Raw genomic sequence first — 23,988 nt, forward strand, 5'->3', positions numbered from 1 at the left:
ATGTCCGCACGTATCATCCAGGCCATCGAGGCCCCGTTCCAGACTGTACCCGTCGATCCGGTAACGCTCGACATCATCGAGAACGCCCTGCGCAATGCCCGCATCGAGATGGACGCTACGCTCGTGCGCACCGCCATGTCGCCGGGCATCCGCGAACAGGGAGACGCCTTCCCGCTGATCGCCGACCACCAGGGCCGCATGATCGTCGGGCAGTTCGGCAGCTATATCGGCCCGTTCCTCGAAGGCTTCGACGGCACCGTCGAGGACGGCGACCTGATCTTCCTGTCAGACCCCTATTCGGTGGGCGGCGCCATCAGCCATTCCAACGACTGGCTGGTGCTGCTGCCGGTGTTCAAGGACGGACGTCTGATCGCCTATACCTCGATGTTCGGTCACCAGAGCGACATCGGCGGCATGGTCCCCGGCTCGATGCCGATCCACGCCACCGAAATCTTCCAGGAAGGCGTACGCATCCCGCCCGTCAAGATCTGGAAGCGCGGTGAGTACAACGAGGACCTGATCAAGCTCGTCATGCATCAGTCCCGCACGCCGGACTGGTGCAAGGCGGACCTCAACGCCCTGATCGCCTCGTGCCGCGTTGCTGCACACCGCGTGGTGGAGATGGTCGAGCGTTTCGGCGACGATGTGTTCGTCTCTGCCACCGACATGCTTCTCGAACGCAACCACCGCGCGATGAAGCACCTGATCGAAACCTCCATCGGCGAGGAAAAGGTCACGTTCGAGGACTACATCTGCGACGATGGCATGGGCTATGGCCCGTACCGAATCAAGTGCACCATGTGGCGCGAAAACGGCCGCGTCGTGCTCGATTTCGACGGCACCGATCCGCAGTCCAAAGCCTCGATCAACATGCTGCTGAACGAGAACATGATGCGCATGTTCTTCGGCATCTACATGATCATGATCTTCGATCCCCAGATCCTCTTCAATGACGGGTATTACGACCTGATCGACGTGCGCATCCCGGAAGGCTCGCTGCTCAAGCCGAAGTTCCCGGCCGCGCTTTCGGGCCGCACCCACGTGCTGGGCCGTCTGTTCGACATCCTGGGCGGCCTGCTCGGCCAGAAGACACCGGAGTTCCTGAACGCCGCCGGCTTCTCGTCGAGCCCGCACCTGTTCTATGCCGGCCATGACAAAGCCGGTAAGTGGTTCCAGCTCTTCCAGATTGGCTTTGGCGGCATCCCCGGCCGCCCGCTCGGCGATGGACCGGACGGACATTCGCTCTTCCCCGGCTTCACCAACGTCCCTAACGAGTTCCTGGAACGCTATTTCCCGCTGGAGATCGTCAAGTACGAAACGGTAGCGGATTCGGGCGGCGCCGGACTGCATCGCGGCGGCAACGGCATCAACATGGTCTACCGCTTCCTCGAAGCGGGCGTGATCGCCATCCATGACGACCGCTGGTTCGTGCCGCCCTGGGGCGTCAACGGCGGCCTTCCAGGCAAGCGGGCGCGCAAGATTCTCACCAAGGCGGACGGCACGCAGATCGTGGTCGGCAACAAGCTGGAAGACTATCCGGTCGAGGCGGGTGACGAGCTTCAGTTCATCACTTGGGGCGGCGGCGGCTGGGGCGATCCGCTCGACCGCGATCCTGCACTGCTGGCCAAGGAACTGAAGCAGGGCCTCGTCACCGTGCAAGGCGCGAAGGACTACGGCGTGGTGCTGGTAGACGGGGCAGTCGACGAAGCCGCCACACAGGCCATGCGCGCCGAAATGCGCAAGGCCCGCGGAGAAATTGGCGTGTTCAACTTCGGCCCCGACATCGAGACACTGCGCGCCAACTGCCTTGCCGAAACCGGCCTGCCCGCGCCCACCCCGCCGCAATGGGCGCATATGCCCGCCGAAGCGCTCGCCGAAGCCGCCGAATAAACAGAACGCAGGAGAGAACCACATGGCCAATCCGATTTTCCGCCAGAAGCTGGAGAGCGGCAAGTTCTTCGTCATACCCGGCATCCAGGACATGATCACCGCGGTGATCGCCAACAAGGTCGGCTTCGACCTTGTCTACGGCACCGGCTACTGGCTTACTGCCTCGGCCTGGGGCCTGCCGGACGCCGGCATCACCACCTATACCGAAATGAAGAACCGCATGGAAACGCTGGTGCGCACCAGCGATGCAGCGGTCATTGCCGATGGCGATACCGGCTACGGCGGGCTGCTCAACGTCCATCACACCGTGAAGGGCTATGAGGCCGCCGGCGTCACCGCAATCCAGCTTGAAGACCAGGAATTTCCCAAAAAGTGCGGTCACACGCCGTTCCGCCGGGTGATCCCGGTCGAGGACATGGTCGAGAAGATCAAGGTGGCGGTCGCCGCCCGCGAGAGCGAGGACTTCCTCGTCATCGCCCGCACTGATGCGCGCCAGAGCGAAGGACTCGACAGCGTGATGCGCCGCCTCGAGGCCTACGACAAGGCTGGCGCGCACGTCCTCTTCCCCGAAGCACTGGAAAGCGAAGAGGAGATGGCCAGGGCCTGTGCGGCCTTCGACAAGCCGTTGATGGCCAATATGGCGAACGGCGGATCGACCCCGATACCGCTCGCTCCGGTGCTGGAAGAGATCGGCTATGCCTATGCCATCTACCCCTCGCTCACTAGCCTCGTTGCCGCCACAGCCATCGAGAAGTGCCTGCGCGACTTAAAGGACCATGGCATCGGTGAGCCTGAGGGCATCTTCAACTTCAAGGAGTTCTGCTCGCTGATCGGCTTCGACGAAGTCTGGGATTTCGAAAAGCAGTGGGCGCCTGCTCCCTCTCAGGTGCAATAAGCGATGAAGCGCCGGATCGCCGCCGCCGTCCTTTCCCGCTCCGGGGACCATCCTCGCCCCTATGCCGAGAACGAGCCGCTGGCGATCCGCCCGCTCGATCTCGACGATCCGCTGCCGGGCGAAGTCCTGGTGCGGATCGACGCGGCCGGGATATGCCACTCGGACCTCTCGGTCATCAACGGCGATCGGCCCCGGCCGATGCCGATGGCACTGGGGCACGAAGCGGCGGCAACCGTCCTGGCACTCGGCGATCCAGACGAGCCGGACCTCGCGGTGGGGGACCGTGTGGTGCTCGTGTTCCTGCCGAGCTGTGGACAATGCGTGCAATGCCTTTCGGGCGAGGGCTATCTCTGCGCGAAAGGCGCCGCCGCCAACGGCAAGGGCGAATTGATACGCGGCGGCAGCCGGCTCTCCTGCGAAGCAGGGACGGTGCACCACCATCTCGGTGTCTCCGCCTTCGCGACGCAGGCCGTCGTTGACCGGCGCTCGCTGGTAAAGGTCGACGCCGACATCCCTTCCGAGACCGCCGCCCTGTTCGGCTGCGCCGTTCTGACCGGTGTAGGCGCGGTGATGAACACGGCAAAAGTTCAGCCGGGCGAGAGCGTGACCGTCATCGGCCTTGGCGGCGTCGGCCTTTCGGCCCTGCTCGGTGCCCTGGCGGCCGGCGCGCAGCCGGTCCATGCTGTCGACCCCTCCCCCGCAAAGCGGGCACTGGCGCTGGAACTTGGCGCCGCAACAGCCTCGCCACCCGGCGAGGACGAGGCGGCCATGGGCAGCGACGTCGTGGTGGAAACGGTGGGCAAGGCGGCCGTGCTCGCCCATGCTTATCGGTCAGCCCGGCGCGGCGGGAGGGTCGTGACGGTAGGCCTTCCCAACCCTTCCGAAGACCTTGCGATAAATGCGCTTTCACTGGTGGCGGACGGCAAGACACTGATGGGCAGCTACCTGGGCTCCTCCATCCCCGCCCGCGACATTCCCCGCTATATCAAGCTCTGGCGCGCGGGACGCTTGCCGGTGGAAAAACTTCTGACCTCGGTAGGCCCGCTCGAGGAGATCAACGAGGCCATGGACAAGCTCGCGTCCGGCGAAGCGATCCGCCAGGTCATCGTGCCAGGGTGGTGACGGCCGGACACTGATTCGCCGTTAGCCAACAAGGCAGCAGCATCAGCGGCAGATTTTTCGCACAACGATCAAAAGAAATGGCGCGAGGTGAAAACTTTGATCGCTCGCGACTCCCGCCTGTCGGCAAAAATATCCGACAGGCGGATATAACCTTGATTATTTCGAGCAAGCGTCATTCTCTTGTCACTCTTCCGATAACACAAAAACGGACGGGGTCTGACAATGGAAAAAGGGGTTCCAATTCGCTCTATCACGCGGTCCATCGCAGCGCTTAAGGCGATCAACCGGCATGGCTCGCTCTCCATGATGGAAATCGCCAAGGCTTCCGAAGTGCCTTATCCGACCGCGTGCCGCATCGTTCAAACTCTGCTATACGAAGGGCTGATCGAACAGGAACCCGCGCGCAAGCGCTACCGCGCGACTGCGATGGTCCAGACACTGGCAACGGGATTCCAGCATGACGACGAGCTCGTCCGGCTCGCCCGGCCGCACATCGTTGGCCTGACCAAGCGGGTCGGTTGGCCGGTCTCCATCGCCATCCGCGTCGGCCGCGAGATGATGCTACGAGACTCCACCCACTCCAACTCGTCGCTGACCTTCGAGCACTATTATCCCGGATTCACTCTGCCGATCCTCGACAGCGCCTCAGGCAAAGTGTCGATGGCCTATGCACCCGATGACGAGCGCGAGATGATCCTGCGTTTCATGCGCGTTTCCCAGGACATCGATCTCAACTACCTCGCCACTGCCGAAGTCAGCCTGGACGTCGACCGCATCCGCGCCGAAGGCTACGCCGTTCAGGGCCGCAATCACTTCAACCTGACGCCGGGCAAGACTTCCTCGGTCTCGGTGCCGATCTTCCGCAACGGGCATTTCGAAGCGGCGATGACCATGGTGTTCTTCGTGGCCGCCATGCGTCTGTCGCAGGCACTCGAACTCTATCTCGACGATCTCAAGGGCACCGCTGCGGCGATCAGCCACGATCTGTCGAACCCCGTGCCAATGGGACATGCCTGAAAAGACCGAGGCCTGAACATAAAACGGGAGGTCCGGCGGACCTCCTGTTAAAGGTCGTACCCACCACGAACATAAGCCAGTTTCAGAGCCGGGCGGTAACCGCCTTGGTCTCGAGGTAGCCGTCTAGTCCTTCCTTTCCGAACTCGCGCCCCCACCCCGACTGGCCATAGCCGCCGAAGGGAATGTTCGTCCCCACCGCGCCGTGGCAGTTGATCGAGACATGGCCCGAGCGGATACGCCGGACCAGCCGATGCGCCGTCGAGATATCCCTCGTCCAGACCGAACCCGAAAGGCCGTAAGGCGTATCGTTGGCCATGGCTGCCAGTTCGTCGAGATCGCTCGTCTCGACTTTCATCACCGCCATGACCGGACCAAAGATCTCCTCCTTCACCAGCGCCATCTCGGGCCGGCAATCGGTATAGATCGTCGGGCGCACGAAGTTGCCCGGACGGTCCAGCCTCTCGCCCCCCGTCACCAGGTTTGCCCCGGCCGCTTCGGCGCCTTCGATATAACTCATGACCTTGGCGGTATGAGCATCCGAAATCATCGGACCCTGCATGGTCGCGGGATCGAGCCCGTGACCGAGTGTCATCGATTCCGCGAAAGCCTTGAGCCCCGCCACCAGTTCGTCATGCACATCGGCATGGGCGAATATCCGGGTGCCGGCCATGCAGTTCTGGCCCTGAAGGAAAAACGTGGCCATTGCCGTGCCCGGCACCGCCAGCGTAAGGTCCGCGTCCGGCATGATCAGGACGGGGCTCTTGCCGCCCAGTTCCAGGCTTACTTTCTTGAGATTGCCCAGCGCTGCCGAGACGATCCGGCGACCGGTCGCCGTCGAGCCGGTAAAGGACACCTTGTCGATCCCCGGATGTGCTGCGATCGCCGCCCCGGCATCGCTGCCCAGACCATTGACGATATTCACCACGCCTGCCGGGAAGCCGGCGTCGAGCACCATCTGCCCCAGCGCCAGCACCGAAAGCGGTGTTTCTTCCGAAGGCTTGACCACGACCGTGCATCCCGCCGCCAGCGCCGGCGCGAGCTTGAGGATTGCGGTCGAGAGCGGCACGTTCCACGGCACGATCTGGCCGACCACGCCCACCGGCTCGCGTAAGGTATAGGTCAGCGCCTCAGTCTCGGCGGCAATGTGCCGTGGGGGGGCCGTGGTGGTGCCCTCGATCCGCATGATCGCGCCGGCATAGTAGTCGACCATCTCGACGCAGTTCGACGTGGTCAACCCGGCGATGAAGCCCGGCATCCCGTTGTCGAGAATGTCGAGTTGGGTAAGCAGCGTGGCATTCTGCTCCATGATCCGTGCCAAACGGTGCATGAGCGCTGTACGCTCGGCCACCGTCATGCGACCCCACGGCCCTTCGAAGGCACGGCGCGCCGCGGCCACCGCAATGTCGACTTCCGCCGCGCCGCCAGTCTGGACGCGGGTGAGTTCGAGGCCCGTCGCCGGGTCGCGGCTGACCAATTCTCCGCTGCCCTCTACCCATTCGCCGCCGATCAGAAGCTGGTGGGTGGCAGCAAGGAAAGCCTCGGTCTCGGGCGCAATGGCATGACCATCGAAACGAAGTGCGCTCATACCGGAACCGTCCTGCAATCGTAGTTGAACAGACCAAGCGATTCCTCGTCCTTGGTACCTTCGAGGCCGAAGAAGTCGGTGTTCTGGCCCTGCATCCGGTCGGCGTTGGCATTGCTTTCGGACTGGATGAAAGTCGCGCGTTCATGGCGCGCGGCTTCGTAACGCTTCAGGCCCTCGCCGATGCTCTCCGACGCCGCCAGCGCGCGGGCGAGAACGATGCCGTCCTCGATGCCGCAGGCCGCACCGTGGCCAAGAAACGGAGTCATCGCATGGGCGGCGTCGCCGATCAGGGTCACGTTGTCGTCGATGATCCAGCCGGGCAGCGCGGTGCGGGCATTGATCGCCCACTTGTACATCGGCTGCTCGCATGCAGCCGCGATGAGCTTCTGGGCATCGTCGCACCACCCTTCATAGGCCTTGCGGACTTCCTCGGGATCGGCGGGCGTGGTCCAGCCCTCCTCGTTCCAGCCGTCCTGACGCAAGAAAAACACCAGGTTCATCGCTGTCGAACCGCGGATGTTGTAGCGCGTGATCATCGCGCCGGGCCCGATGACAATGCCGGGAAAGTCGGAAAGGTCCTGTAATTCCGGCGTCACCGGCACCAGGCAGCGCCAGGCGATGTGGCCGGTGAAGTGCGGCGGCGTGGTCTCGAACCGCTCGCGGATCACCGATTTCACACCGTCGGCGCCGACGATGAGGTCGCCCGTGACCGTGGAACCATCGACCAGCGTCACGGTGTTGCCCTCGCTGGAAACCACGCCCGCTCTGGTGCGCAAGTCCACGCCGGCGCGCCGCGCGGCACCGAGGAGCACCTCATGTAGGTCGGCGCGGTGGATCGTCACGTAAGGCGCGCCGTACTTGTCACGCTGGTCCGAGCGGTCCTTTGCGACGATGGTGCGCCCGTCCTGCCAATGCTGAATGCGCTGGCGGCTGGGCTCCACGCCGGCGCTCGCGGCTTCCTCGCAAACGCCAATGAAATCGAGGCCTTTCATGGCATTCGGGGAAAGCGTAACGCCCGCCCCGATCTCGCCGAATTCGCGCGCGCTTTCGAGCAGGGTGACCTTGAAGCCCTCCTGCGCGAGCGCGGCGGCCGCGGTCATGCCCGCTATTCCGCCGCCCACAACGACGATCGTCTCGGGCCTAGTGGTTTCCCGGCGCACCACGATCAGCCTTTGGGCTCGAGCTGGCCGGGAATGTGGCTCTCATGGTTCTGGAGATACCACTCGGCAATCTCCTCGCGGGTGGCCCACCAGACGTCCGGGAGCGACTTGGCGTGCTCGATGAACTCGCGCAGTGCGCGCACCCTATGGGCGCGCCCCGAGACGTGCGGGTGCAGGCCCACGTTCATGATCCGCCCGGTCTTGGCCCCCTCGGCATAGAGCACGTCGAGTTCTTCGATCAGCGCATCGCGGAACTGGTCGGTGGTGAAGTTCTTGCGGGTGATGAAGGTGAAGTCGTTGATCTCGTTCGAATAGGGGACCGAGACGATAGGGCCGTTAGGCGTGCGCAGCAGGAACGGCTGGTCGTCGTTCATGATGTCGCAGTAGAACGTGCAGCCTTGCTCGGCGAGAATGTCGGCAGTCTGCATCGTGCCGCGCAGGCTCGAGGAAAGCCAGCCCTTCGACTTGCGCCCGGTGTACTTCTCGAACTGTTCAAGGCTGCGCAGGACGATGTCGCGCTCCTTTTCGGGGTGATGCGCGAAGTTGGTCAGCAGTTCACCCTGCTCCCAGTTGTGGGTCAGCAGTTCCCAGCCGCGTTCGAGCACGGCATCGGTCATCGCCTTGCGTCGCTCGAAAGTCACGGCATTGGTCGTGCAGCTTGCCGGTACGCCCAATTCGTCGAACAGGTCGAACAGGCGCCAGATGCCGACGCGTTGGCCGTATTCACGCCAGGTGAAGTTCGGGAAATCCGGCGTATTGCCTGGCAGAACGTCAGGCAGGATCGCAGGGCCGCCTGCGTAATAGGGCTTGTCGGTATCCTTGGTGAGATCCCAGGTTTCCAGGTTGAATGTCAGGATCAGAGCGACCCTCGCGCCGTTCGGCCACTTGAGAGGCTGGCGCTGCGGGAGGGGAACGTAATCATATTCCATGGGGCAATTCTCGCTTGCGACTTGTTACAGGACCCGAACCATAGTCCAGGCATCCATCCCCACCCCCGCGCCGCGAATCTCCGACTTGCGATCAATCACATGTCGGGTTCGGTTAAACCAGGGACGGCACTTCATGGCATTCACATACCAAGGACTTCAAGAGCGACACGCTCGGACGATTCCAAGGCCCCTTCCAGGCCGCGCGCGCCGGTCGCCGTGTGTTCCCCGCAGAAGAACAGGTTGCCGGCCGGTTTTGCCATCTGGTCCATCCAGCCGACCTGCCCCGGCGCGATGTAGGAAAAATCGCCTATGTTGAACTTTTCCTGCGACCAGCTGAAATACGAATGCGCAGCGAGCTTTCCCTTTGCGGCGGGCCTCAGTGTCTCGATCCGGGCGACTACCATCGCTTTGACAGCCTCGGCGCCCATGCGGTCCCAATAATTGGCAAGGTTGGCGCGCGCCTGGACGATGAAGCCAGTGACTTGCTGTGAATCTTCGCCGTAACGCTGGGGGATGACGTTGCCAAGCACACCATCGGTCCACATGCCCGGTGAGAGCCCGTCCTGTTCCCAGAACGGGCTTTCCGCCGTAACAAAGACCATCGAGATAGGCTGATAGCCAAGCTGCGCCACCGCCTGCGCTTGAATGCCTGACAGGCCGGGCTCGACGGTTACGTTGCGCAGGGCCGAGAACGGCAGCGAGCAGATCACCTTGGGCGCCGAGAACGCAGAACCATCGGCGCAGTGGACGGTCACCTTGCCGCTGTCCTGCCGGATCGCCACGATCTCGCGGCCGAGCAACAGGTCGCCTTTCATCTGCTTGGCCAGTGCCATCGGCATCAGCAGGTTGCCGCCCTTGACCGCAAATGACTTCGGCCCCGCAGCGATCTGGGCCTTTACGAAACCGTCGTTGTACTCGCTGAGCAGCGCCGAGACGTCGTAGGCGTTCATGCCGTAATAGGGCGCGATATCGTAAGCGAGGTGGATCGCTTGATCCGACAGTCCCTGCTGACGCAGAAACTCGTGGAGCGAAATGTCGAGCTTCGCATTGACCGGGTCATGCCACGAGTTCCAGTCCGCCAGCCGGGTTTTCTGTGCGACCAGCATCGGCACCAGTTCGCTGGGAAGCACCGACTTCAAAGCCTCGGGGAAAGGATTACCGGGAAACTTCGCCCATTCCTCACGGGTGAGCGCGGTATCGCCGATAAAGAGCAGGCTCGGCGGGCCGATCCGATAGCGCGCGCCCACTTCCTGCATGGCGACACCCGCGCGCGTTGCGATATCGAGACCTCGGCCGTAGCCCTCGCCCATCGAATTGAAGCCCATCTCGGGATAGCCGGGCTGATCCAACAGCGTCATGATCCGCCCGCCGACGCGATTGCGGCCTTCGATGACGGTCACCTTGAGGCCCTGTTCCTCCAGCAGCCACGCCGCCTGGAGCCCGGAAATGCCGGCGCCCAGGATCAGCACGTCTGGTTCACCGGCCCGTGCCGCACCGACCTTCCCGCTCGCCGGCTTCGCGGCGGCCCCCAGCGGCAGGCCGGATGCCATCGCTCCCAAACCGAACACCGCCGCACCCAGCGTGAACTTGCGCCTGTCGATCACCATGCGTGCCTGCTCCTCTTCGTCATCGGCCGGTCCCAGGGCAAGAAGCCGGAATCGGCCGGATCGGCGAACGCTTCATCGATACAGACGGCCACGAGCCTTCGCGACGGATCGGCAGGGATGCCCATCAGGCGGATAGTCCTGTCCGAAAACGCTCAACGTGGAGGCAGTTCGGGACCGGTGCGTTCCTGCTCGGCCGGGTCGGTCTCGACAAGATTGACGAAGACCCCGTCACAATCGCGAATGCAGACTTCAAGCTGCGCGCGGTGTTCCATCGTGAAAAGACTCGGCTCCGGCGCCCAGATCGCGCCCAGGTGCCGCAGTTCGCTCACTGTCGCGGCAATGTTGGCGACGTAGAATACCAGTGCCACCTCGCCGATTCGCGCCGGACCGCTCGCAAGCGGCACTTCTTCGGCCGCGATACCGTCCGCGAGTTGGAACAGGCCGATCATCCCGAAGTTCGGTCCCGGACGCTTGACGATGCGAATGTCGAAAGGGCGCGGATCGTCGAAGCCAAGGATTGCCATCGCCGAAGGATGATCGAGCCGTCCCTCGAAATAGGTCTCCGTCAGGCCGATCGCACGGTAGAACCGGGTCGCGCGGTCAAGATCACGGACGAACAAGGTTGCCCGGATGAGGGCGGAACCGGGATGATCCTGCATAACCGAAAAATCCTCTTTTGCTGGCTCCTCCCGGTCTGACGCGGACAAGTTCGCCGACACAGCCTGGGCAACGCGCATGGCCGACAGGTGGAGAGCAGGCTCACTCATGGCTTGAGTCCGGCATATCCTGCTGCGCAGAACACGTTCCAGGTTGAACGAGGAGTTTTCGATGGTTCGCCGGATAAAGGGCCGGATCTCCTACTTGCGCGAAGGCGTGGAGACAGGACGCGAATGGTTCGAGCGTATCGCGCATGCCGGCACCGATGCGGTGACCCTGCGGGCGTACTGCGAAATGGACGACGTCGGCCTCACCCGCGACGTCACTTATTTCCTCGACAGTGGCTTGCGACCGCTGGACGCCTTCTGCCGGGTCACCACCCATGGCACGGTAACCGGGACTGCCCTGTTCCTTTGCGATGACACGGCCGTCCACTGCGAAGCGCGCACCAATGCGCTTGGGCGCCTCTCCCAGACGTGGCCCTCTAACGGCCCGGCGTCCTATCTCGGCCTTCACCCGCTAGTGGGCGACGCCCTCGTCGCGCCGTGCCGGGGGGCCTCGCGCCACGGCGAATTCCTGCCGGTGCAGGGCGTGACCAATTCGATCTCGCCCAATGGCGATCAGGGGCTTCACGCCATGCCTGTGACGATCGACGCGGCCTGGCTCGGCCGAGAGAACGTGACCGTCCCGGCCGGCACGTTCGACGCGGATCGTTATGCCTTGCGCTGGCATCCCGACTGGCCGCCCGCGAACCTCTGGGTCTGCGGCCCGCAGGCGCTTTTTGTCCAGCTGAGCTGGGACATGGTGGGCGCCCGCTACGAACTCGTTGAGCTTTCCCAGGATACCTGACCGCAGGTCACCGGCAGGCGGACAAAGCCCGGCAATGCGGCAAGGATCTCGCTGGCCTTTGGCAGGCACATGACGCAAGACACGCCCTGCCCCCAAGAGGTGACGACCCATGACCCCCTGCCAGTTCCCCCCCAAGCCCGTGACCCGGCGCGGCTATGCCGACGGGCCGTTTGGGCAGGTGCATTTTCAGAGCTTCGGCGAAGGCATACCGCTACTGCTGCTCCACCAGGCACCGATGACGTCCTCGCAGTTCGATTACGTCTACGAACCGCTCGCCCGGCGGGGCTTGCGCGCCATCGGCGTCGACATGCCCGGCTTCGGCGGTTCCGATCCGACACCGGACACCCCCACTATCGCCGACTATGCGCAAGTGGTGCCGGCCGTGCTCGATGCTCTGGGACTGGAGAAGGCGGCGATCCTGGGCCACCACACCGGCGCGCTCGCCGCGACCGAAGCCGCCGTGCTGTTTCCCTCGCGTGTCAGCGCCCTCGTCATCAACGGTCCTTTGCTGGTCGACGAGGCCGGCCTGCGTGAATTCATGGAAGGCCTCCACAAAAGCGAGAAGGCTTTCCATGCCGAACCGGAAGCGCGCCATATCGTCCATATCTTCAAGGTGCGCGACTGGATGGCAAAAGGCGCGATCCCACCGGAGCGCCTCACCGACTATGCGGTACAGGCGCTGGCTGGCCGGGGTGCCTATTGGTGGGGCCACCACGCGGCTTTCACATACGATCAGGCCGCGCGACTGCCGCTAGTCACCCAGCCCGCGCTGATCCTCACGAATACCGGCGATGTGATCCACGACCACGCGCCTGCCGCCCATGCCCTTCGCCCGGACTTTGCTTACGCGGCCCTCGAAGGCAGCGGAGTGGATATTGTCGATGAGCAACCGGAAGTCTGGGCCGAGGCAGTGGCGGCGTTCCTCGCCTCGCTGGGAAATGGTCTCCTGGCGGATAGTCCGGCCTGATTTACGGACGCCCGAACCCGCGCTGTTACGAGGGAGCCTGGGCTGTCATGCCGCCCCCTGGTGAAAGGACCGAGAAGACGTGCCGTCACTGCGCCGCATTCGCCCCGCCGCTCTTGCAGCGACACTTATTCTCGCGGCGATACCAGCTGCCGCCGCTCAGCCCGCCGCTTCTCCTGCAGCGACCGCGCCGGCCCATCCCTGGCTGACGGTCGCTCAGCTGCGCAAACTCTATTCCGACAATCAGAGCCGCTTCACGACCGTGGGCGGCCTTTCCATCCACTACAAGGACGAAGGCCCGCGCGGCGCGCCGGTGCTGCTCATGGTCCACGGCTCCGAAAGCAGCCTGCGCACCTGGGACCGGATCACGCAAGCGCTCAAGGCCCGCTACCGCGTAATACGCTTCGACCTGCCGGGCTACGGCCTCTCTGATGGGGCCACCGATGCGGCGGCAAAGGCGCTTGTTCCCACCGACGTGCCAATCGCGCTGCTGGATAAGCTGGACATTAAGAAGGTCACTTTCATCGGCGTCTCCAGCGGCGGCACCATGGGCATGTACTTGGCGGCCCGGCGGCCGGATATGGTCGAGCGGCTAATTCTGTCCAACACGCCCTCCGACCCGGTCGACACCAGCCACCTCGTCATGCCCAAGGCTTTTCTCGACGCGCAGGCACGCGCCAAGGAGACCGGCTTTCGGGATCAAGACTTCTGGAACCAGTTCCTGAGCTACTTCGCAGGCGATGCCACCCGCATCTCCGCACAGACGCGCAAGGAATATTACGATTTCTATCGCCGCGTCCCCGAGAAGAACCTGATTGCGCTCATCGCCCGCATCGGCGACGGCAAGCAGGCCGCGATCGAAATGGCCAAGGTCGACAAGCCGACCTTTCTGATCTGGGGCGGCGCCGATCCGCTGCTGCCGGAATCGGCGGTTACCGCGATTACCCGCTATCTCTCGCACGCGCAGATTTCCAAGATCGTCATGCCGGACGTCGGCCATTATCCTCCGCTGGAAGTACCGGACCGCTTCGCCCGGCTCATCGCCGCCTACGTCGAGGCCGGAACACCGAAGCTGGCGCAGTAACCGAAACGGGTGTGCGAATGGCCGCTGTTCGGAGACTGTGCCGCCGCAGGACCTCGCCGCGCTCCATTCAGCCTAAGCGGTGACCATGACCGCACCGCGCACGCTTTACGAAAAGCTGTGGGACAGCCATGTCGTCGCCGAACTGCCCGGCGGCGACAGCCTGCTCTACATCGACCGCCACATCGTCCACGAAGTTTCCAGCCCGCAGGCTTTCGTCGCCATGCGAGAGAGCGGCCGCAAGCTGCGCCGCCCAGAAACCCATCTAGGTGTCGCCGACCACGCAGTGCCGACACGGATGCGCGGCGGCGAGATTCCCGATCCGCAGGCACGCGCGCAAGTGGCCGAGTTGGAAGACAACGTCACCGCGTTCGGCGTGCCTTATGCAGACCTCGATGGACCGGAACAGGGCATCGTCCACGTCATTGGGCCGGAAACCGGCTTCACCCTGCCCGGCACCACGGTGGTCTGCGGCGACAGTCACACGACCACCCACGGTGCCTTCGGCGCGCTCGCCTTCGGAATCGGCGCGAGCGAGCAAGGCACCGTCATGGCGGCTCAGGCCCTCCCGCAAGGCAAGGCGCGGACGATGAAAGTCGAGCTGGTGGGCGAGCGGCACCCGCTGATCGACGCCAAAGACATCGCGCTCGCGCTGATCGCGAAGATCGGAGCGCACGGGGCGGTCGGCCATGCAGTGGAATACGTCGGCCCCGCGATCGCCGGCATGGCCATGTCCGAGCGCATGACCTTGTGCAACATGACCATCGAGGCGGGTAGCCGCATGGGACTGGTGGCACCGGACCTCGTGACTTTCGGCTACCTCGAAGGCCGCCGCCTTGCGCCTAAAGGCGACGTCTGGCATGCCGCCACGGCCTATTGGCGCACACTCGCCAGCGATCCGGGTGCGACTTATGACGCCGTTGTCACGCTCGACCTCGCACGGATCGAACCACAGGTGAGCTGGGGCACCAGTCCCAATCAGACCCTGCCGATCGGCGCGCGTGTTCCCAGCCCTGCCACCATCGCCGACGCCTCCGAGCGGCGCGAGACCGAAAAGGCGCTTGCCTACATGGGCCTAGAGGCAGGCCAGCCGCTGTCCAGCATCGCCATCGATCATGTCTTCATAGGCTCCTGCACCAATGGCCGCATCGAAGACTTGCGCGCCGCCGCCCGCATCGCGCAGGGCCGCAAGGTGGCCGCCGGCGTGCGCGCCCTCGTCGTGCCCGGCTCCGCCGCCACCCGCACGCAAGCCGAAGCCGAAGGACTGGACAAGGTGTTCCGCGATGCCGGGTTCGAGTGGCGCTTCGCCGGCTGTTCGATGTGCGTGGCCATGAACGAGGACCGCCTCGCACCTGGTGAGCGCTGTGCCAGCACTTCCAACCGCAACTTCGAGGGACGGCAGGGCCCTGGCGGACGCACGCACCTGATGAGCCCGGCTATGGCCGCCGCCGCCGCCGTTTCCGGCCATCTTGCCGACGTGAGGGACTTCGCCTGATGCCCCAGCAACCTTTCGCGACCGTCTCGGGCCTTGCCGCCGCGATGCGCGAGGAAAACATCGACACCGACATCATCTTCCCCGCACGCTTCTTGCTGATCACGGCGCGCGCCGGACTCGGCGACTATGCTTTTCATGACCGCCGTTTCGATGCGAGCGGTGTCGAAGTGCCGGGCTACGTGCTCAATGCCGCGCCCTTCCGGGATGCGCCGGTGATTGTGGCAGGCGCCAACTTCGGCTCGGGCTCTAGCCGCGAACAGGCGGTCTGGGCACTCTTGGGGCGCGGCACCCGCGCGGTGATCTCGTCAAGCTTCGGCGAAATTTTCTACTCCAATTGCCTGCGCAACGGCGTGGTCCCGGTCCTGCTGCCCGAAGCGGATGTCTCCCCCCTGATGGACGCGGCGGAGAGTGGCGCCACCTTCACCGTCGACCTCGAAGCGCAGGAACTGCGCGTCGAGGGGCAGCCTCTCTATAGCTTCGAAGTCCCGCCCGAACGCCGCATGGCGATGCTGAAGGGCTGGGACGAGACCGACCAGATCGTCAACCAGTACGGCGCCGATATCGACGCCTTCGAACAGCGCCAGCGCAGCGCGCAACCGTGGCTTTACAAAGAGGAACCCAATCGATGAGCAGCGATGAAGATCTGCTGGCCAACTACCGCAAGGCATACGACAATCGGGTAGGCTTCGGATCCCGCCCCGCGCTCATCCTGATCGACTTCTGCCAGGCCTATTTCGAGCCCGGCAATGCGCTCTATTCCGAAGTGGACGCGGCTTTGGAATCGGCCCTGCGCCTGCGCGCCGCAGCCCGCGCGGCAGCTGTACCGGTGGTGCTCACCAATGTGGTCTACCATCCCACCGGTTTGGACGGCGGCAGGTTCTTCGAGAAGGCCATGCCGCTGAAGAACTTCCTCAAGGGCAGCCCGATGGGCGCCTTTGGGCCGGGGCTTGAACCGTTCGACGACGAACTGGTGGTTTCCAAGCAATATCCCAGCGCCTTCTTCGGCACCTCGCTCGCCTCCACGTTGACGGCGGCGGGGATCGACAGCGTCATCCTGACCGGCCTCACCACCTCCGGCTGCGTGCGGGCAAGCTGTGTCGATGCCATGAGCCATGGTTTCCGCACCGCCGTCGTCGCCGAAGCTTGCGGAGACCGCCATGCCGCCCCGCACGAGGCCAACCTGTTCGACATGAATGCCAAGTATGCCGATGTCGTCAGCGAGGAGGAAGCCCTGGTCTTCATCGACAGCCTGAAAGGCTGACAGGCTCTCCACCGGGTGGACAGAGCGCTGCCCGGCCTGCTCGCGCGGGGATGATTGCCCTTTAGCGTCGGGCCATGACCGAACTCTTTTGCAAGACAGACCGCCTTGCGGGCCGTACCGGCCACGTCACCGGTGCCGGGCTCGGCATCGGCCGCGCCTGCGCCATCCGCTTCGCCTAGGAAGGCGCGCGGCTTGTGCTCACTGACATCGACGCCGACCGCCTCGCCCGTACTCGCGCCATGATCGCGCCCCGCGTGTGAGGTCCGGCTTCATCCCGCCAACGTGACGGACGAGCCTGCCGTCACCACGCTCGCGGCTGCGGTCCATGCCTTCAGGCCGGTAGAAATTCTCGACCAAAATGTGGGCGGCGGGCGGGCGGGGCGGATATGAGCGCTTTCGGTCGAGGACAGGGGTCCCACCATGCGCCTCAGCCTGCGATTGATGTATCTGTGCACCCACGCTTTCCTGACCGGCAGATCGAGCGCGGCTATGGGCAGATCGCCTGCCTCTCGTCCGGCGCGCGCAACGGCGCGGTGTGGAACGCACTGCACATGCGCGCCTGCGCCTATTCCCCCGCTAAAGCCGGCGTCATAGGCTTCGTGCGCGATCTTGCCATCGAACTGGGGACATCGGCGTCACCAGACACGCGGTCGCGCCCGGCCCCATCGATACCGAACTGGCCGGCCCTTTCTTGCGCCGCATGGAGGCGAAGGGTCTTGATTACAGTCCATTTCGGACGGTTCCCATGCGCCGTCCAGGCCTGTGAGCGAGGGTGGCCGGGGCCTTGCCCCACCTCTGCTCGGACGAGGCCAGCTACGTCACCGGCACCACGCTCGACGTTGCGGGCGGCCGCTGAGGCACCCTCCCACATCCGACAGGCGAACACGCATCAAATTCGGCGTCATTCTGACGAGACTCAAGTAAATCTATCACTGACAAAAAAGTCGCAAACCGCCCAAGCGTATAAAAACAAACAAACAAGGGATGAGATTTTTTACGGAAGATTCGCCAAACAAGGGCGATTCAACCGAACACCTACAATATACACGAAATACAAGAAAATAAAATAAAGCGATTTCGGCATCTAATTATAACGAGACGCATACGCGCCTTCCCGATGCCTAAAAAATAACCGTTCAAAGCAGCAGGGACTCAATTTGAAGCGACGCGCCCCGCGCGTCCTTCGATCAGCATTGAGGGAAAACATGACTGGCAATTCTTCAACGATCCGTCTCGCTTCCACGCTTTCCACCATGGCGCTCGTCGCAGGCATGACCTGGGCGACACCGGCCCTCGCCGACGCGCCCGAAGGCGCCGGCGGCGACATCATCGTCACCGCCCGCAAGACCGGCGAGGACATCCTCAAGGTTCCCGTCACGGTGACCGCGATCACTTCGGAGACTCTCGATGCCAAAGGCATCGTCTCGGTCACCGACATGGCCGCCTCAACCCCTGGCATCAACGTCAATAACAGCTCTTCCGGCCACGCCGACCGCTCGTTCCAGCAGGTCGTGATGCGCGGCATGACGCCCTCGACGACACTGGCCACCACGACGTCGATGTTCATCGACGGTGTCGCCGTCTCCTCGCCCTCGCAGCTCAGCGCGATCAGCGATCCCGAGCGCGTCGAGATCATCAAGGGCCCGCAGAGCGCCTACTTCGGCCGCAACACTTTCGCCGGCGCGATCAACGTCGTGACCAAGGTGCCCGGCAACGAGTGGGGCGGCGAAATGCTTGGCATGCTCGGCACACGCGACAACTGGCGTCTGCGCGGATCGATCGAAGGGCCGATCATCGAAGACCTGATCTCGTTCCGGGTAAGCGGCGAGAAATATTCCAAGAACGGCTCGTGGAAGAACCAGGACGGCGTGACGCTGGGTGACCAGTCGACCAAGAGCGGTTCGATCCTCTTTGCGATCACTCCCTCGCCGGACGTCACGATCAAGTTGTTCGGCATGCTTAGCGAGGACAAGGACGGCCCGGCCGCCCAGACCCGCCTCTATGCCTATGACGTGAAGGCAGCCGATGGGTCCACCGTCGTGCAAAGCCAGTCGAACTGCACATTAACCGGCGACACGCGCGGCGTGCTCAACCCCGCGACCGGCCTGCCCGCCGGAGCGCCGGTGCAGAACCCGTACTTCTGCGGCACCATCCCGACCATGGCCAACCCGGTCACAGCAAACGTCACCAACACCGACTTCATTCGCCAGTTCCTCAACATCGGCACCAACCGCATCGTCGATCCGTCCGAGGGCGTCCAGGGCTACGGCCTGCTCCGCCGCACCAAACATGCCCATGCCACGCTGGACTGGGACATCACCGATGGCCTGACCGCCTCCGCGCTCGCCGGCTACAACCGCGAAGTCTGGACCACGCTGATCGATCTGGACGGATACGACGGCACAGCGCTGACCGGCCCTTACGGCCAGGGTTACTTCGACTATCCCTACCTGATCGAGCGCAAGATCGACGACTTTTCCGTCGAAGGGCGCCTGTCCTACACCTCGGGTCGGTTCCGCGGCGTCGCGGGCGTAAGCTACCTCAGCGCCGACCAGCTCCAGGGTCTGGGTGGCGGTACCGGAGCTCTCACTGCGGCAAGTCTGTCGCCGGGTGGCCTCAGCCGCAACAAGACCACGGGGTTCTTCTTCGGTGCGACCTACGACCTTACCGATACGATCTCGGCCAGCTTCGAAGGCCGCTATCAGATCGACCAGCTACAGGCTTTCGCCCGTCCTGCCGGTTTGAACGTGCTTTCCAGCGCCTTCATCCCCTCCGGCTTCTATACCGGCGGCTCCTTGGTCGCGAGCGCGAAGTACAAGAACTTCACTCCGCGCGCGATCGTCAACTGGCAGATCAATCCCGACACGATGGTCTACGCATCCTGGGCCAAGGGTGTGAACCCGGCACAGTTCAACACCAATATCCTGTCGCAGGCCGCATCCGTTCAGCAGGCCGCGGCCGATGCCGGCGGGCAGCTGGCTATCGAGCCGGAAAAGATCACGAACTACGAGATCGGTCTCAAGGGCCGCATCGGATCGACCGTGCGCTACTCCTTCGCTGCCTACTATGCCCAGTGGCGCAACCAGATCAATTCGACCATCATCGTTGCACCCGATGCGACGCAACCGACCGGCTTCAGCTTCGTCACCGCTTCGATGAATGCGGGTTCGGTAAATCTGCGTGGTATCGAGGGTGAAGTGTCCTGGCGCCCAACCGATTTCGTGACGATCGACGCCGCCGGTGCGATCAACGACTCGGACATCAAGTCGTTCGCCAGTTCCACAGTCAGCTCTCTGTCCGGCATCTACGACTATTCCGGCAAGGAGATGAAAAACACCTCCAAGTACTCGGCCAATGTCGGCATCCAGGTCGGTACCGAAATCTCCGGGTGGGACGACGGTAGCTGGTTCGTCCGGGGCGACTGGAACTTCAAGTCGGGCGTCTGGTCGAACGAGGCGAACCTGGCGCGTACGCCCGACCTTCACCTGTTCAACGGTCGCGCAGGCATCAAGCACGGCAACATCTCGCTCGAGGTGTTCGTGAACAACATTTTCAACAACAAGACACCCCTTACGGTTTCGGACAACTACGTCCTTTCGCCCGGCTTCCCTTACTCGGCGCGGACTTCGGCGCTGATGCTGGGTCTGGGTGAGCTGCGCACCGCAGGCGTGCAGGCCAAGATCAGGTTCTGATCCCGAAAAGGGCTGAATGAAAGGAAAAGAGCCGGGTGCGAAAGCACCCGGCTCTTTCTCGTTCGTTCGTAATACGGTGCAAACAACCGGCGGTGACTGTGCAATCCCCGTTCAGGCGGGCGGGGGTGGATCGATCGCATCGGTCGCCGAATTGGCACGGGCGGAGGCCTTGACCCGGTCGATCAGCGCTATCAGCCGGGCCGCGTCGTGCCCGGTCGGGCAGCGATGGGTCTCCCCGCGCACGGCCCGCACGAATTCTACGAGCTGATCCGTGAAATAGTGCCCCAGCGCCCGCCCGCCCATCGCGCGCGGATTGACCAGTACGCCTGCCGGCGGGGTCACGAGCACCTCCCCGTTCCAGCTGAGGATCTCGCCGTGCTCGATCTCCAGCACGCCCTTATCGAAATGGAGCACCTTGCGATCGAGCAGCGAAGGCTGATTGTAAGAAATGTGGACGCTCGCCATGCGGCGGCCAGGATAGGCCATGAGAATCATCGCCTCATCCTCGCCCTGCCAGCTGGACTGGTGACGCGCAGCCTCGGCATGGACACGAACGGGATCATCGTCCCCCATGACAAGCTGAACGAAGTCGAGCGAATGCGGCGCGAAGAGCGAAAGGATCAAGCCTTCCTCGGGCTTGCGCTCTGCCCACCAGGGCGCCTGCGGGCCGTCCCACTTCACGCAGGAAGACACTTCCACTGCGCGCAGGCGGCCGAAGCGCTCGCGGTTGTCAGTGATATGGCGAACGGCAGCGTTATGGCGGAAGGTATGCCCGGCCGCCAGCACCAGCCCCCGCGCCTCGGCCTCGCGCGCCAGCATGGCGGCCTCGTCGCCGGTTTCGGCCACGGGCTTCTCGACGAGGACATGGCGCCCTGCCCACAGCGCCGCAAGCGACTGCTCGGCGTGGAGTGCGTTGGGTGTGGCGATCAGCACCGCGTCCACCTCAGGCAATGCCAAAGCCTGCTCCAGAGAGCGGAGCGCCAATGCGCCAAGCGGCGCAGCAGCGACCTGCGCGGCGGCAAGATCGGCATCCACGGTTGCGACAAGGCGAAGCTGCCCCGGCAGCGCAGCGACAGCGGCAAGATGTGCGCTGGAAATGCGACCACAGCCGATCACGGCGATCCCCAGCGGGGGGAAGTCTCGGGCTGAATTCATCAGGTCGGTCATGCACGCGTTCCGTCGTTTTTTGATGATCCCGCCAGGAGTCCGCCGCAGCTCTCACGATGACACGTGTTGCGAGCATCTGTCCGAAGGTCGGATAAGAAAACGGCCGGCGGGTCATCCCCGCCAGCCGCTTTACGAGCTAGAACGGTCTTGCGCGAACGCCTAGCTTCCTCGCACCAACGCCTTCGGTGCCGGTGGCGGCTTGGGCGGCGTCCAGCCTGCCGGAACCGGCGAGGGCTTCTCTTCACGGGCGTAGTTTTCGAGGCTCGACAGCGAGGGGCCGTAATCCTCGGTCGGGGCATGGAGCCACTTCTCGTCCATCGCACGGGCGGCCGCCACGAGATCGGCAGGGAGCCCCTTCACACCGTCCTCGATGGTCTGGAAATGGGTGAAGTAGTCGACGTGGCCTTCTGCCTGGCCCATCAGCATCCACGGCAGCCAGGGCGTGATACGGCTCCAGGCGCCGATGTGCGGAATATGAGTGAGGCGCGGATTTTCGACATCCTCGCGCTTCACCGTATAGATGAAATGCTCGGACACGCGGTTCATCGGCCCTGAAGATTCGCGCACCCATTTCGCCGGATCGAGCGCATTGGGATATTGCATGTCGATGTCGGTGCGCAGGATCAGCGTGCCGTTGGGGCCTTCCTGCCAGTCTTGAAGGAAAGGCTTGCGCGCCGGTTTATCCTTGTTGAGACCGCCATAGGACGGGGGCTCCGGCGCCCATTGGCCGATCGTGAAGTTGAACGGATCGTTTGCGATCGGCACGACCTTGACGGTCTCGCCGGTATAGGGATTGTTCCAGGTCTTGAGAATTTCCCCGGTTTCCAGATCGCGATAGAACACGATCTCCCGCAGCATGCGGCGGTAGGACCCATCCTCGAGGCGCTTGGTGCGCGTAAAGCTGAAGCCTTCGACGCCGAAAAGCTGTCGCACCGGTTCATTCGGGCGCACGCCATAGGCCTTGCCTTTCAGCCAGCCGCACTTTTCCTTGGTCGGATCAATGTCGGCGTCGATGCGGACGTAGACGTCGCGGTTCCACTCAGGGTCCTTGAAATCGATTTTGGTCTTGAACGCCGGCGTGGCAGCACTGGGAGCGGCCGCGGCCTGGGCCAGCGAGGGCGCGGCCGCCATGCCGGCCGCGAGCCCCGCAAGCCCAAGGCTTTCGCGGCGGGAGAACTTCATGTCGTCCATTCGATGGTCCCCTGTTGGATTCGAATATCCCGGTCGATCCGGCTGATCGGTTTTTTGCGCTTTCGAAAGCCAGCGGCATCGCGCTAGGGTGCGGTGTTCGCCACGCGGATAGCCGGCGGCGCCCGAGTGCCATCGAGGCCCAGACGCCGCAGAAACAAACCCGCGCACAGGATCAAGCCGGAGTTGCACCCATGCTCAACACTTTCCAGCAATCGGCGCATGCCGCCTTGCCCAAGGCCACGGCCGACGAAGCGTCACGCCAGGAATTCGCCAAAAGCTTCAAGGGCTTCATTCAGTCGGGCCTGCTGCCCGGCCTCAGCCCGGTCTTTCAGACCCGTGTCTCGCAGACCTTCGAGAAACAGCACGGCCGCGTTCCTGCCGACCGGCGCGACATTCGCACCGGCATGGTGGGCGACCTCTACTTCCAGCACTATGCCGCCGCGAACCGGATCGCGCAGGAACTGCTGTGGGAATCGGTGAACGGCTCGGTGGACCGCCAACTTCCCGAACTGCTCGAAAAGGCGAAGGAACTTTCCGCATCCACCCCGGCAAAGCTCCAGATTCCCGACGATTTCGTCCCGCCCCGCTATGTCACCGCACTCGACATCCACTGCATGCCCGGCGGCTACTGCTCGGAAGTCTGCGCGCAGGACATTTCGGTGGGCGCGCTCTACGACCGGGGCGTCTACCTCTATGCGATGGGCTACACCGGCCCCGACAACGACGACATGGGCCGCTCGGTGGTCAACTACCTCAAGCGCAACCGGCCTGATTTCAAGCCCCGCCGCATCCTCGACATGGGCTGTACGGTCGGCCATTCGACCCTACCTTACAAGGAACTGTTCCCCGAGGCCGAAGTCTGGGGCATCGACGTCGGCGCGCCAGTTGTGCGCTATGCCCATGCCCGCGCCGCCGCGATGGGACAGGAAGTCAACTTCGCGCAGATGAGCGCCGAGCAGACTACCTTCCCCGATGGCCACTTCGACCTCGTGGTCAGCCATATCTTGCTGCACGAGACCAGCGGCAAGGCCATGCCCAAGATCTTCCAGGAAGCGCACCGCGTGCTCGCTCCAGGCGGGTTGATGATCCACGCGGACCTTCCTCCCTTCGACCTCATGGACCCGTTCACCCAGTTCATTCTCGATAACGAGACCTGGTATAACAACGAGCCGTTCTGGGGCGCCATGCGCGATATGGACCAGATCGCGCTGGCCGAGAAGGCAGGGTTCGACCGCGCAGATGTGCGTTTCGATACCGCGCCGATGGCCGTGATGGAGTTCGCGGCCGCCGCCGAGGGCTACAGCCAGGAAGCCTCCGAGCATGTTGCCGAGCGTGACTTCACTGCCGGCGAATTCGCACCCGGCGGTGGCTGGGAAGTTCTCATTGCCCGCAAGCCCGAAGCAAAGGCCCTCGCCGCGTGAACGAC

20 protein-coding genes are annotated in these 23,988 nt (G+C 63.7%); 12 read left to right on the plus strand and 8 right to left on the minus strand.

All coding sequences use genetic code 11. The annotated features are described in order from the left end of the window. Genes ACZ1J6_RS25240 through ACZ1J6_RS25250 form a run of 3 tightly spaced genes read left to right on the plus strand, consistent with a single transcriptional unit; the run spans nucleotide 1 to nucleotide 3,907 of the window. Nucleotides 1-1,890 (plus strand): hydantoinase B/oxoprolinase family protein, encoded by a 1,890-nt coding sequence (locus ACZ1J6_RS25240; RefSeq protein WP_465128453.1) that lies wholly within the window; start codon nucleotides 1-3, stop codon nucleotides 1,888-1,890. Nucleotides 1,891-1,912: 22 nt separating this feature from the next. Beyond that, complete coding sequence (locus ACZ1J6_RS25245) at nucleotides 1,913-2,785, plus strand: isocitrate lyase/PEP mutase family protein (RefSeq protein ID WP_465128454.1); 873 nt, start codon at nucleotides 1,913-1,915, stop codon at nucleotides 2,783-2,785. Nucleotides 2,786-2,788: 3 nt separating this feature from the next. Beyond that, nucleotides 2,789-3,907, plus strand: a complete 1,119-nt coding sequence (locus ACZ1J6_RS25250; RefSeq protein ID WP_465128455.1) for an alcohol dehydrogenase catalytic domain-containing protein — start codon at nucleotides 2,789-2,791, stop codon at nucleotides 3,905-3,907. Between the two features lie 68 nt (nucleotides 3,908-3,975). Here ACZ1J6_RS25250 and ACZ1J6_RS25255 read toward each other — a convergent pair whose 3' ends face one another. Then, nucleotides 3,976-4,227 carry a hypothetical protein gene (locus ACZ1J6_RS25255; RefSeq protein ID WP_465128456.1) on the minus strand — a complete coding sequence of 84 codons (252 nt, stop codon included), beginning with the start codon at nucleotides 4,225-4,227 and terminating at the stop codon, nucleotides 3,976-3,978. Between ACZ1J6_RS25255 and ACZ1J6_RS25260 the strand changes: the two genes are divergently transcribed. Continuing rightward, complete coding sequence (locus ACZ1J6_RS25260; protein ID WP_465128457.1) at nucleotides 4,211-4,924, plus strand: IclR family transcriptional regulator; 714 nt, start codon at nucleotides 4,211-4,213, stop codon at nucleotides 4,922-4,924. The two genes, ACZ1J6_RS25255 and ACZ1J6_RS25260, sit on opposite strands and share 17 nt — an antisense overlap. Before the next feature lie 82 nt (nucleotides 4,925-5,006). Here ACZ1J6_RS25260 and ACZ1J6_RS25265 read toward each other — a convergent pair whose 3' ends face one another. From ACZ1J6_RS25265 to ACZ1J6_RS25285, 5 genes are all read right to left on the minus strand, one after another. After that, nucleotides 5,007-6,509, minus strand: a complete 1,503-nt coding sequence (locus ACZ1J6_RS25265; RefSeq protein WP_465128458.1) for an aldehyde dehydrogenase family protein — start codon at nucleotides 6,507-6,509, stop codon at nucleotides 5,007-5,009. Next, nucleotides 6,506-7,672 carry an FAD-dependent oxidoreductase gene (locus tag ACZ1J6_RS25270; protein ID WP_465128459.1) on the minus strand — a complete coding sequence of 389 codons (1,167 nt, stop codon included), beginning with the start codon at nucleotides 7,670-7,672 and terminating at the stop codon, nucleotides 6,506-6,508. The genes ACZ1J6_RS25265 and ACZ1J6_RS25270 overlap by 4 nt, the downstream gene beginning before the upstream one ends. A gap of 2 nt (nucleotides 7,673-7,674) precedes the next feature. Continuing rightward, entirely contained in the window at nucleotides 7,675-8,598 is a 924-nt protein-coding gene (locus tag ACZ1J6_RS25275; protein ID WP_465128460.1) for a polysaccharide deacetylase family protein, read from the minus strand. Between the two features lie 140 nt (nucleotides 8,599-8,738). Next, the gene (locus ACZ1J6_RS25280) at nucleotides 8,739-10,205 is read right to left on the minus strand and encodes a flavin monoamine oxidase family protein (protein WP_465128461.1); all 1,467 of its coding nucleotides are present in this window, start codon (nucleotides 10,203-10,205) and stop codon (nucleotides 8,739-8,741) included. A gap of 152 nt (nucleotides 10,206-10,357) precedes the next feature. Then, nucleotides 10,358-10,864, minus strand: a complete 507-nt coding sequence (locus ACZ1J6_RS25285) for a VOC family protein (protein WP_465128462.1) — start codon at nucleotides 10,862-10,864, stop codon at nucleotides 10,358-10,360. Between the two features lie 169 nt (nucleotides 10,865-11,033). On the opposite strand from ACZ1J6_RS25285, the gene ACZ1J6_RS25290 reads away from it, so the two are divergent. The 7 genes from ACZ1J6_RS25290 to ACZ1J6_RS25320 all read left to right on the plus strand — a co-directional run bounded on the left by ACZ1J6_RS25290 (nucleotide 11,034) and on the right by ACZ1J6_RS25320 (nucleotide 20,204). Then, complete coding sequence (locus ACZ1J6_RS25290) at nucleotides 11,034-11,711, plus strand: hypothetical protein (RefSeq protein ID WP_465128463.1); 678 nt, start codon at nucleotides 11,034-11,036, stop codon at nucleotides 11,709-11,711. A 109-nt stretch (nucleotides 11,712-11,820) separates the two neighbouring features. Continuing rightward, a complete protein-coding gene (locus ACZ1J6_RS25295; RefSeq protein WP_465128464.1) occupies nucleotides 11,821-12,678 on the plus strand; it encodes an alpha/beta fold hydrolase in 858 nt (285 codons plus the stop codon). Between the two features lie 79 nt (nucleotides 12,679-12,757). Continuing rightward, nucleotides 12,758-13,759 carry an alpha/beta fold hydrolase gene (locus ACZ1J6_RS25300; protein WP_465128465.1) on the plus strand — a complete coding sequence of 334 codons (1,002 nt, stop codon included), beginning with the start codon at nucleotides 12,758-12,760 and terminating at the stop codon, nucleotides 13,757-13,759. A gap of 85 nt (nucleotides 13,760-13,844) precedes the next feature. Further along, nucleotides 13,845-15,251, plus strand: a complete 1,407-nt coding sequence (gene leuC / locus ACZ1J6_RS25305) for a 3-isopropylmalate dehydratase large subunit (RefSeq protein ID WP_465128466.1) — start codon at nucleotides 13,845-13,847, stop codon at nucleotides 15,249-15,251. Next, nucleotides 15,251-15,880 carry a 3-isopropylmalate dehydratase small subunit gene (gene leuD, locus ACZ1J6_RS25310; RefSeq protein WP_465128467.1) on the plus strand — a complete coding sequence of 210 codons (630 nt, stop codon included), beginning with the start codon at nucleotides 15,251-15,253 and terminating at the stop codon, nucleotides 15,878-15,880. Before leuC ends, leuD begins: the two co-directional genes overlap by 1 nt. Beyond that, nucleotides 15,877-16,512 (plus strand): isochorismatase family protein, encoded by a 636-nt coding sequence (locus ACZ1J6_RS25315; protein WP_465128468.1) that lies wholly within the window; start codon nucleotides 15,877-15,879, stop codon nucleotides 16,510-16,512. The genes leuD and ACZ1J6_RS25315 overlap by 4 nt, the downstream gene beginning before the upstream one ends. A gap of 1,205 nt (nucleotides 16,513-17,717) precedes the next feature. After that, nucleotides 17,718-20,204 carry a TonB-dependent receptor gene (locus ACZ1J6_RS25320; RefSeq protein WP_465128469.1) on the plus strand — a complete coding sequence of 829 codons (2,487 nt, stop codon included), beginning with the start codon at nucleotides 17,718-17,720 and terminating at the stop codon, nucleotides 20,202-20,204. A 111-nt stretch (nucleotides 20,205-20,315) separates the two neighbouring features. Here ACZ1J6_RS25320 and ACZ1J6_RS25325 read toward each other — a convergent pair whose 3' ends face one another. Both ACZ1J6_RS25325 and ACZ1J6_RS25330 read right to left on the minus strand, forming a co-directional pair. Further along, nucleotides 20,316-21,371 carry a Gfo/Idh/MocA family protein gene (locus tag ACZ1J6_RS25325; protein ID WP_465128470.1) on the minus strand — a complete coding sequence of 352 codons (1,056 nt, stop codon included), beginning with the start codon at nucleotides 21,369-21,371 and terminating at the stop codon, nucleotides 20,316-20,318. Nucleotides 21,372-21,530: 159 nt separating this feature from the next. Beyond that, a complete protein-coding gene (locus ACZ1J6_RS25330) occupies nucleotides 21,531-22,562 on the minus strand; it encodes a DUF1838 family protein (RefSeq protein WP_465128471.1) in 1,032 nt (343 codons plus the stop codon). Between the two features lie 191 nt (nucleotides 22,563-22,753). Between ACZ1J6_RS25330 and ACZ1J6_RS25335 the strand changes: the two genes are divergently transcribed. After that, entirely contained in the window at nucleotides 22,754-23,983 is a 1,230-nt protein-coding gene (locus ACZ1J6_RS25335; RefSeq protein ID WP_465128472.1) for a class I SAM-dependent methyltransferase, read from the plus strand. Nucleotides 23,984-23,988: the final 5 nt, after the last annotated feature.

The sequence above is a fragment of the Novosphingobium sp. BL-S-21 genome (assembly GCF_055521655.1).

What these genes read in the sequence shown, in the direction of transcription:
- ACZ1J6_RS25240 (WP_465128453.1), top strand. Translation starts at nt 1, where the DNA reads ATGTCCGCACGTATCATCCAGGCCATCGAGGCCCCGTTCCAGACTGTA.
- ACZ1J6_RS25245 (WP_465128454.1), top strand. Translation starts at nt 1,913, where the DNA reads ATGGCCAATCCGATTTTCCGCCAGAAGCTGGAGAGCGGCAAGTTCTTC.
- ACZ1J6_RS25250 (WP_465128455.1), top strand. Translation starts at nt 2,789, where the DNA reads ATGAAGCGCCGGATCGCCGCCGCCGTCCTTTCCCGCTCCGGGGACCAT.
- ACZ1J6_RS25260 (WP_465128457.1), top strand. Translation starts at nt 4,211, where the DNA reads ATGATGGAAATCGCCAAGGCTTCCGAAGTGCCTTATCCGACCGCGTGC.
- ACZ1J6_RS25265 (WP_465128458.1), bottom strand. Translation starts at nt 6,509, where the DNA reads ATGAGCGCACTTCGTTTCGATGGTCATGCCATTGCGCCCGAGACCGAG.
- ACZ1J6_RS25275 (WP_465128460.1), bottom strand. Translation starts at nt 8,598, where the DNA reads ATGGAATATGATTACGTTCCCCTCCCGCAGCGCCAGCCTCTCAAGTGG.
- ACZ1J6_RS25280 (WP_465128461.1), bottom strand. Translation starts at nt 10,205, where the DNA reads ATGGTGATCGACAGGCGCAAGTTCACGCTGGGTGCGGCGGTGTTCGGT.
- ACZ1J6_RS25285 (WP_465128462.1), bottom strand. Translation starts at nt 10,864, where the DNA reads ATGCAGGATCATCCCGGTTCCGCCCTCATCCGGGCAACCTTGTTCGTC.
- ACZ1J6_RS25290 (WP_465128463.1), top strand. Translation starts at nt 11,034, where the DNA reads ATGGTTCGCCGGATAAAGGGCCGGATCTCCTACTTGCGCGAAGGCGTG.
- ACZ1J6_RS25295 (WP_465128464.1), top strand. Translation starts at nt 11,821, where the DNA reads ATGACCCCCTGCCAGTTCCCCCCCAAGCCCGTGACCCGGCGCGGCTAT.
- leuC (WP_465128466.1), top strand. Translation starts at nt 13,845, where the DNA reads ATGACCGCACCGCGCACGCTTTACGAAAAGCTGTGGGACAGCCATGTC.
- leuD (WP_465128467.1), top strand. Translation starts at nt 15,251, where the DNA reads ATGCCCCAGCAACCTTTCGCGACCGTCTCGGGCCTTGCCGCCGCGATG.
- ACZ1J6_RS25315 (WP_465128468.1), top strand. Translation starts at nt 15,877, where the DNA reads ATGAGCAGCGATGAAGATCTGCTGGCCAACTACCGCAAGGCATACGAC.
- ACZ1J6_RS25320 (WP_465128469.1), top strand. Translation starts at nt 17,718, where the DNA reads ATGACTGGCAATTCTTCAACGATCCGTCTCGCTTCCACGCTTTCCACC.
- ACZ1J6_RS25325 (WP_465128470.1), bottom strand. Translation starts at nt 21,371, where the DNA reads ATGACCGACCTGATGAATTCAGCCCGAGACTTCCCCCCGCTGGGGATC.
- ACZ1J6_RS25330 (WP_465128471.1), bottom strand. Translation starts at nt 22,562, where the DNA reads ATGGACGACATGAAGTTCTCCCGCCGCGAAAGCCTTGGGCTTGCGGGG.
- ACZ1J6_RS25335 (WP_465128472.1), top strand. Translation starts at nt 22,754, where the DNA reads ATGCTCAACACTTTCCAGCAATCGGCGCATGCCGCCTTGCCCAAGGCC.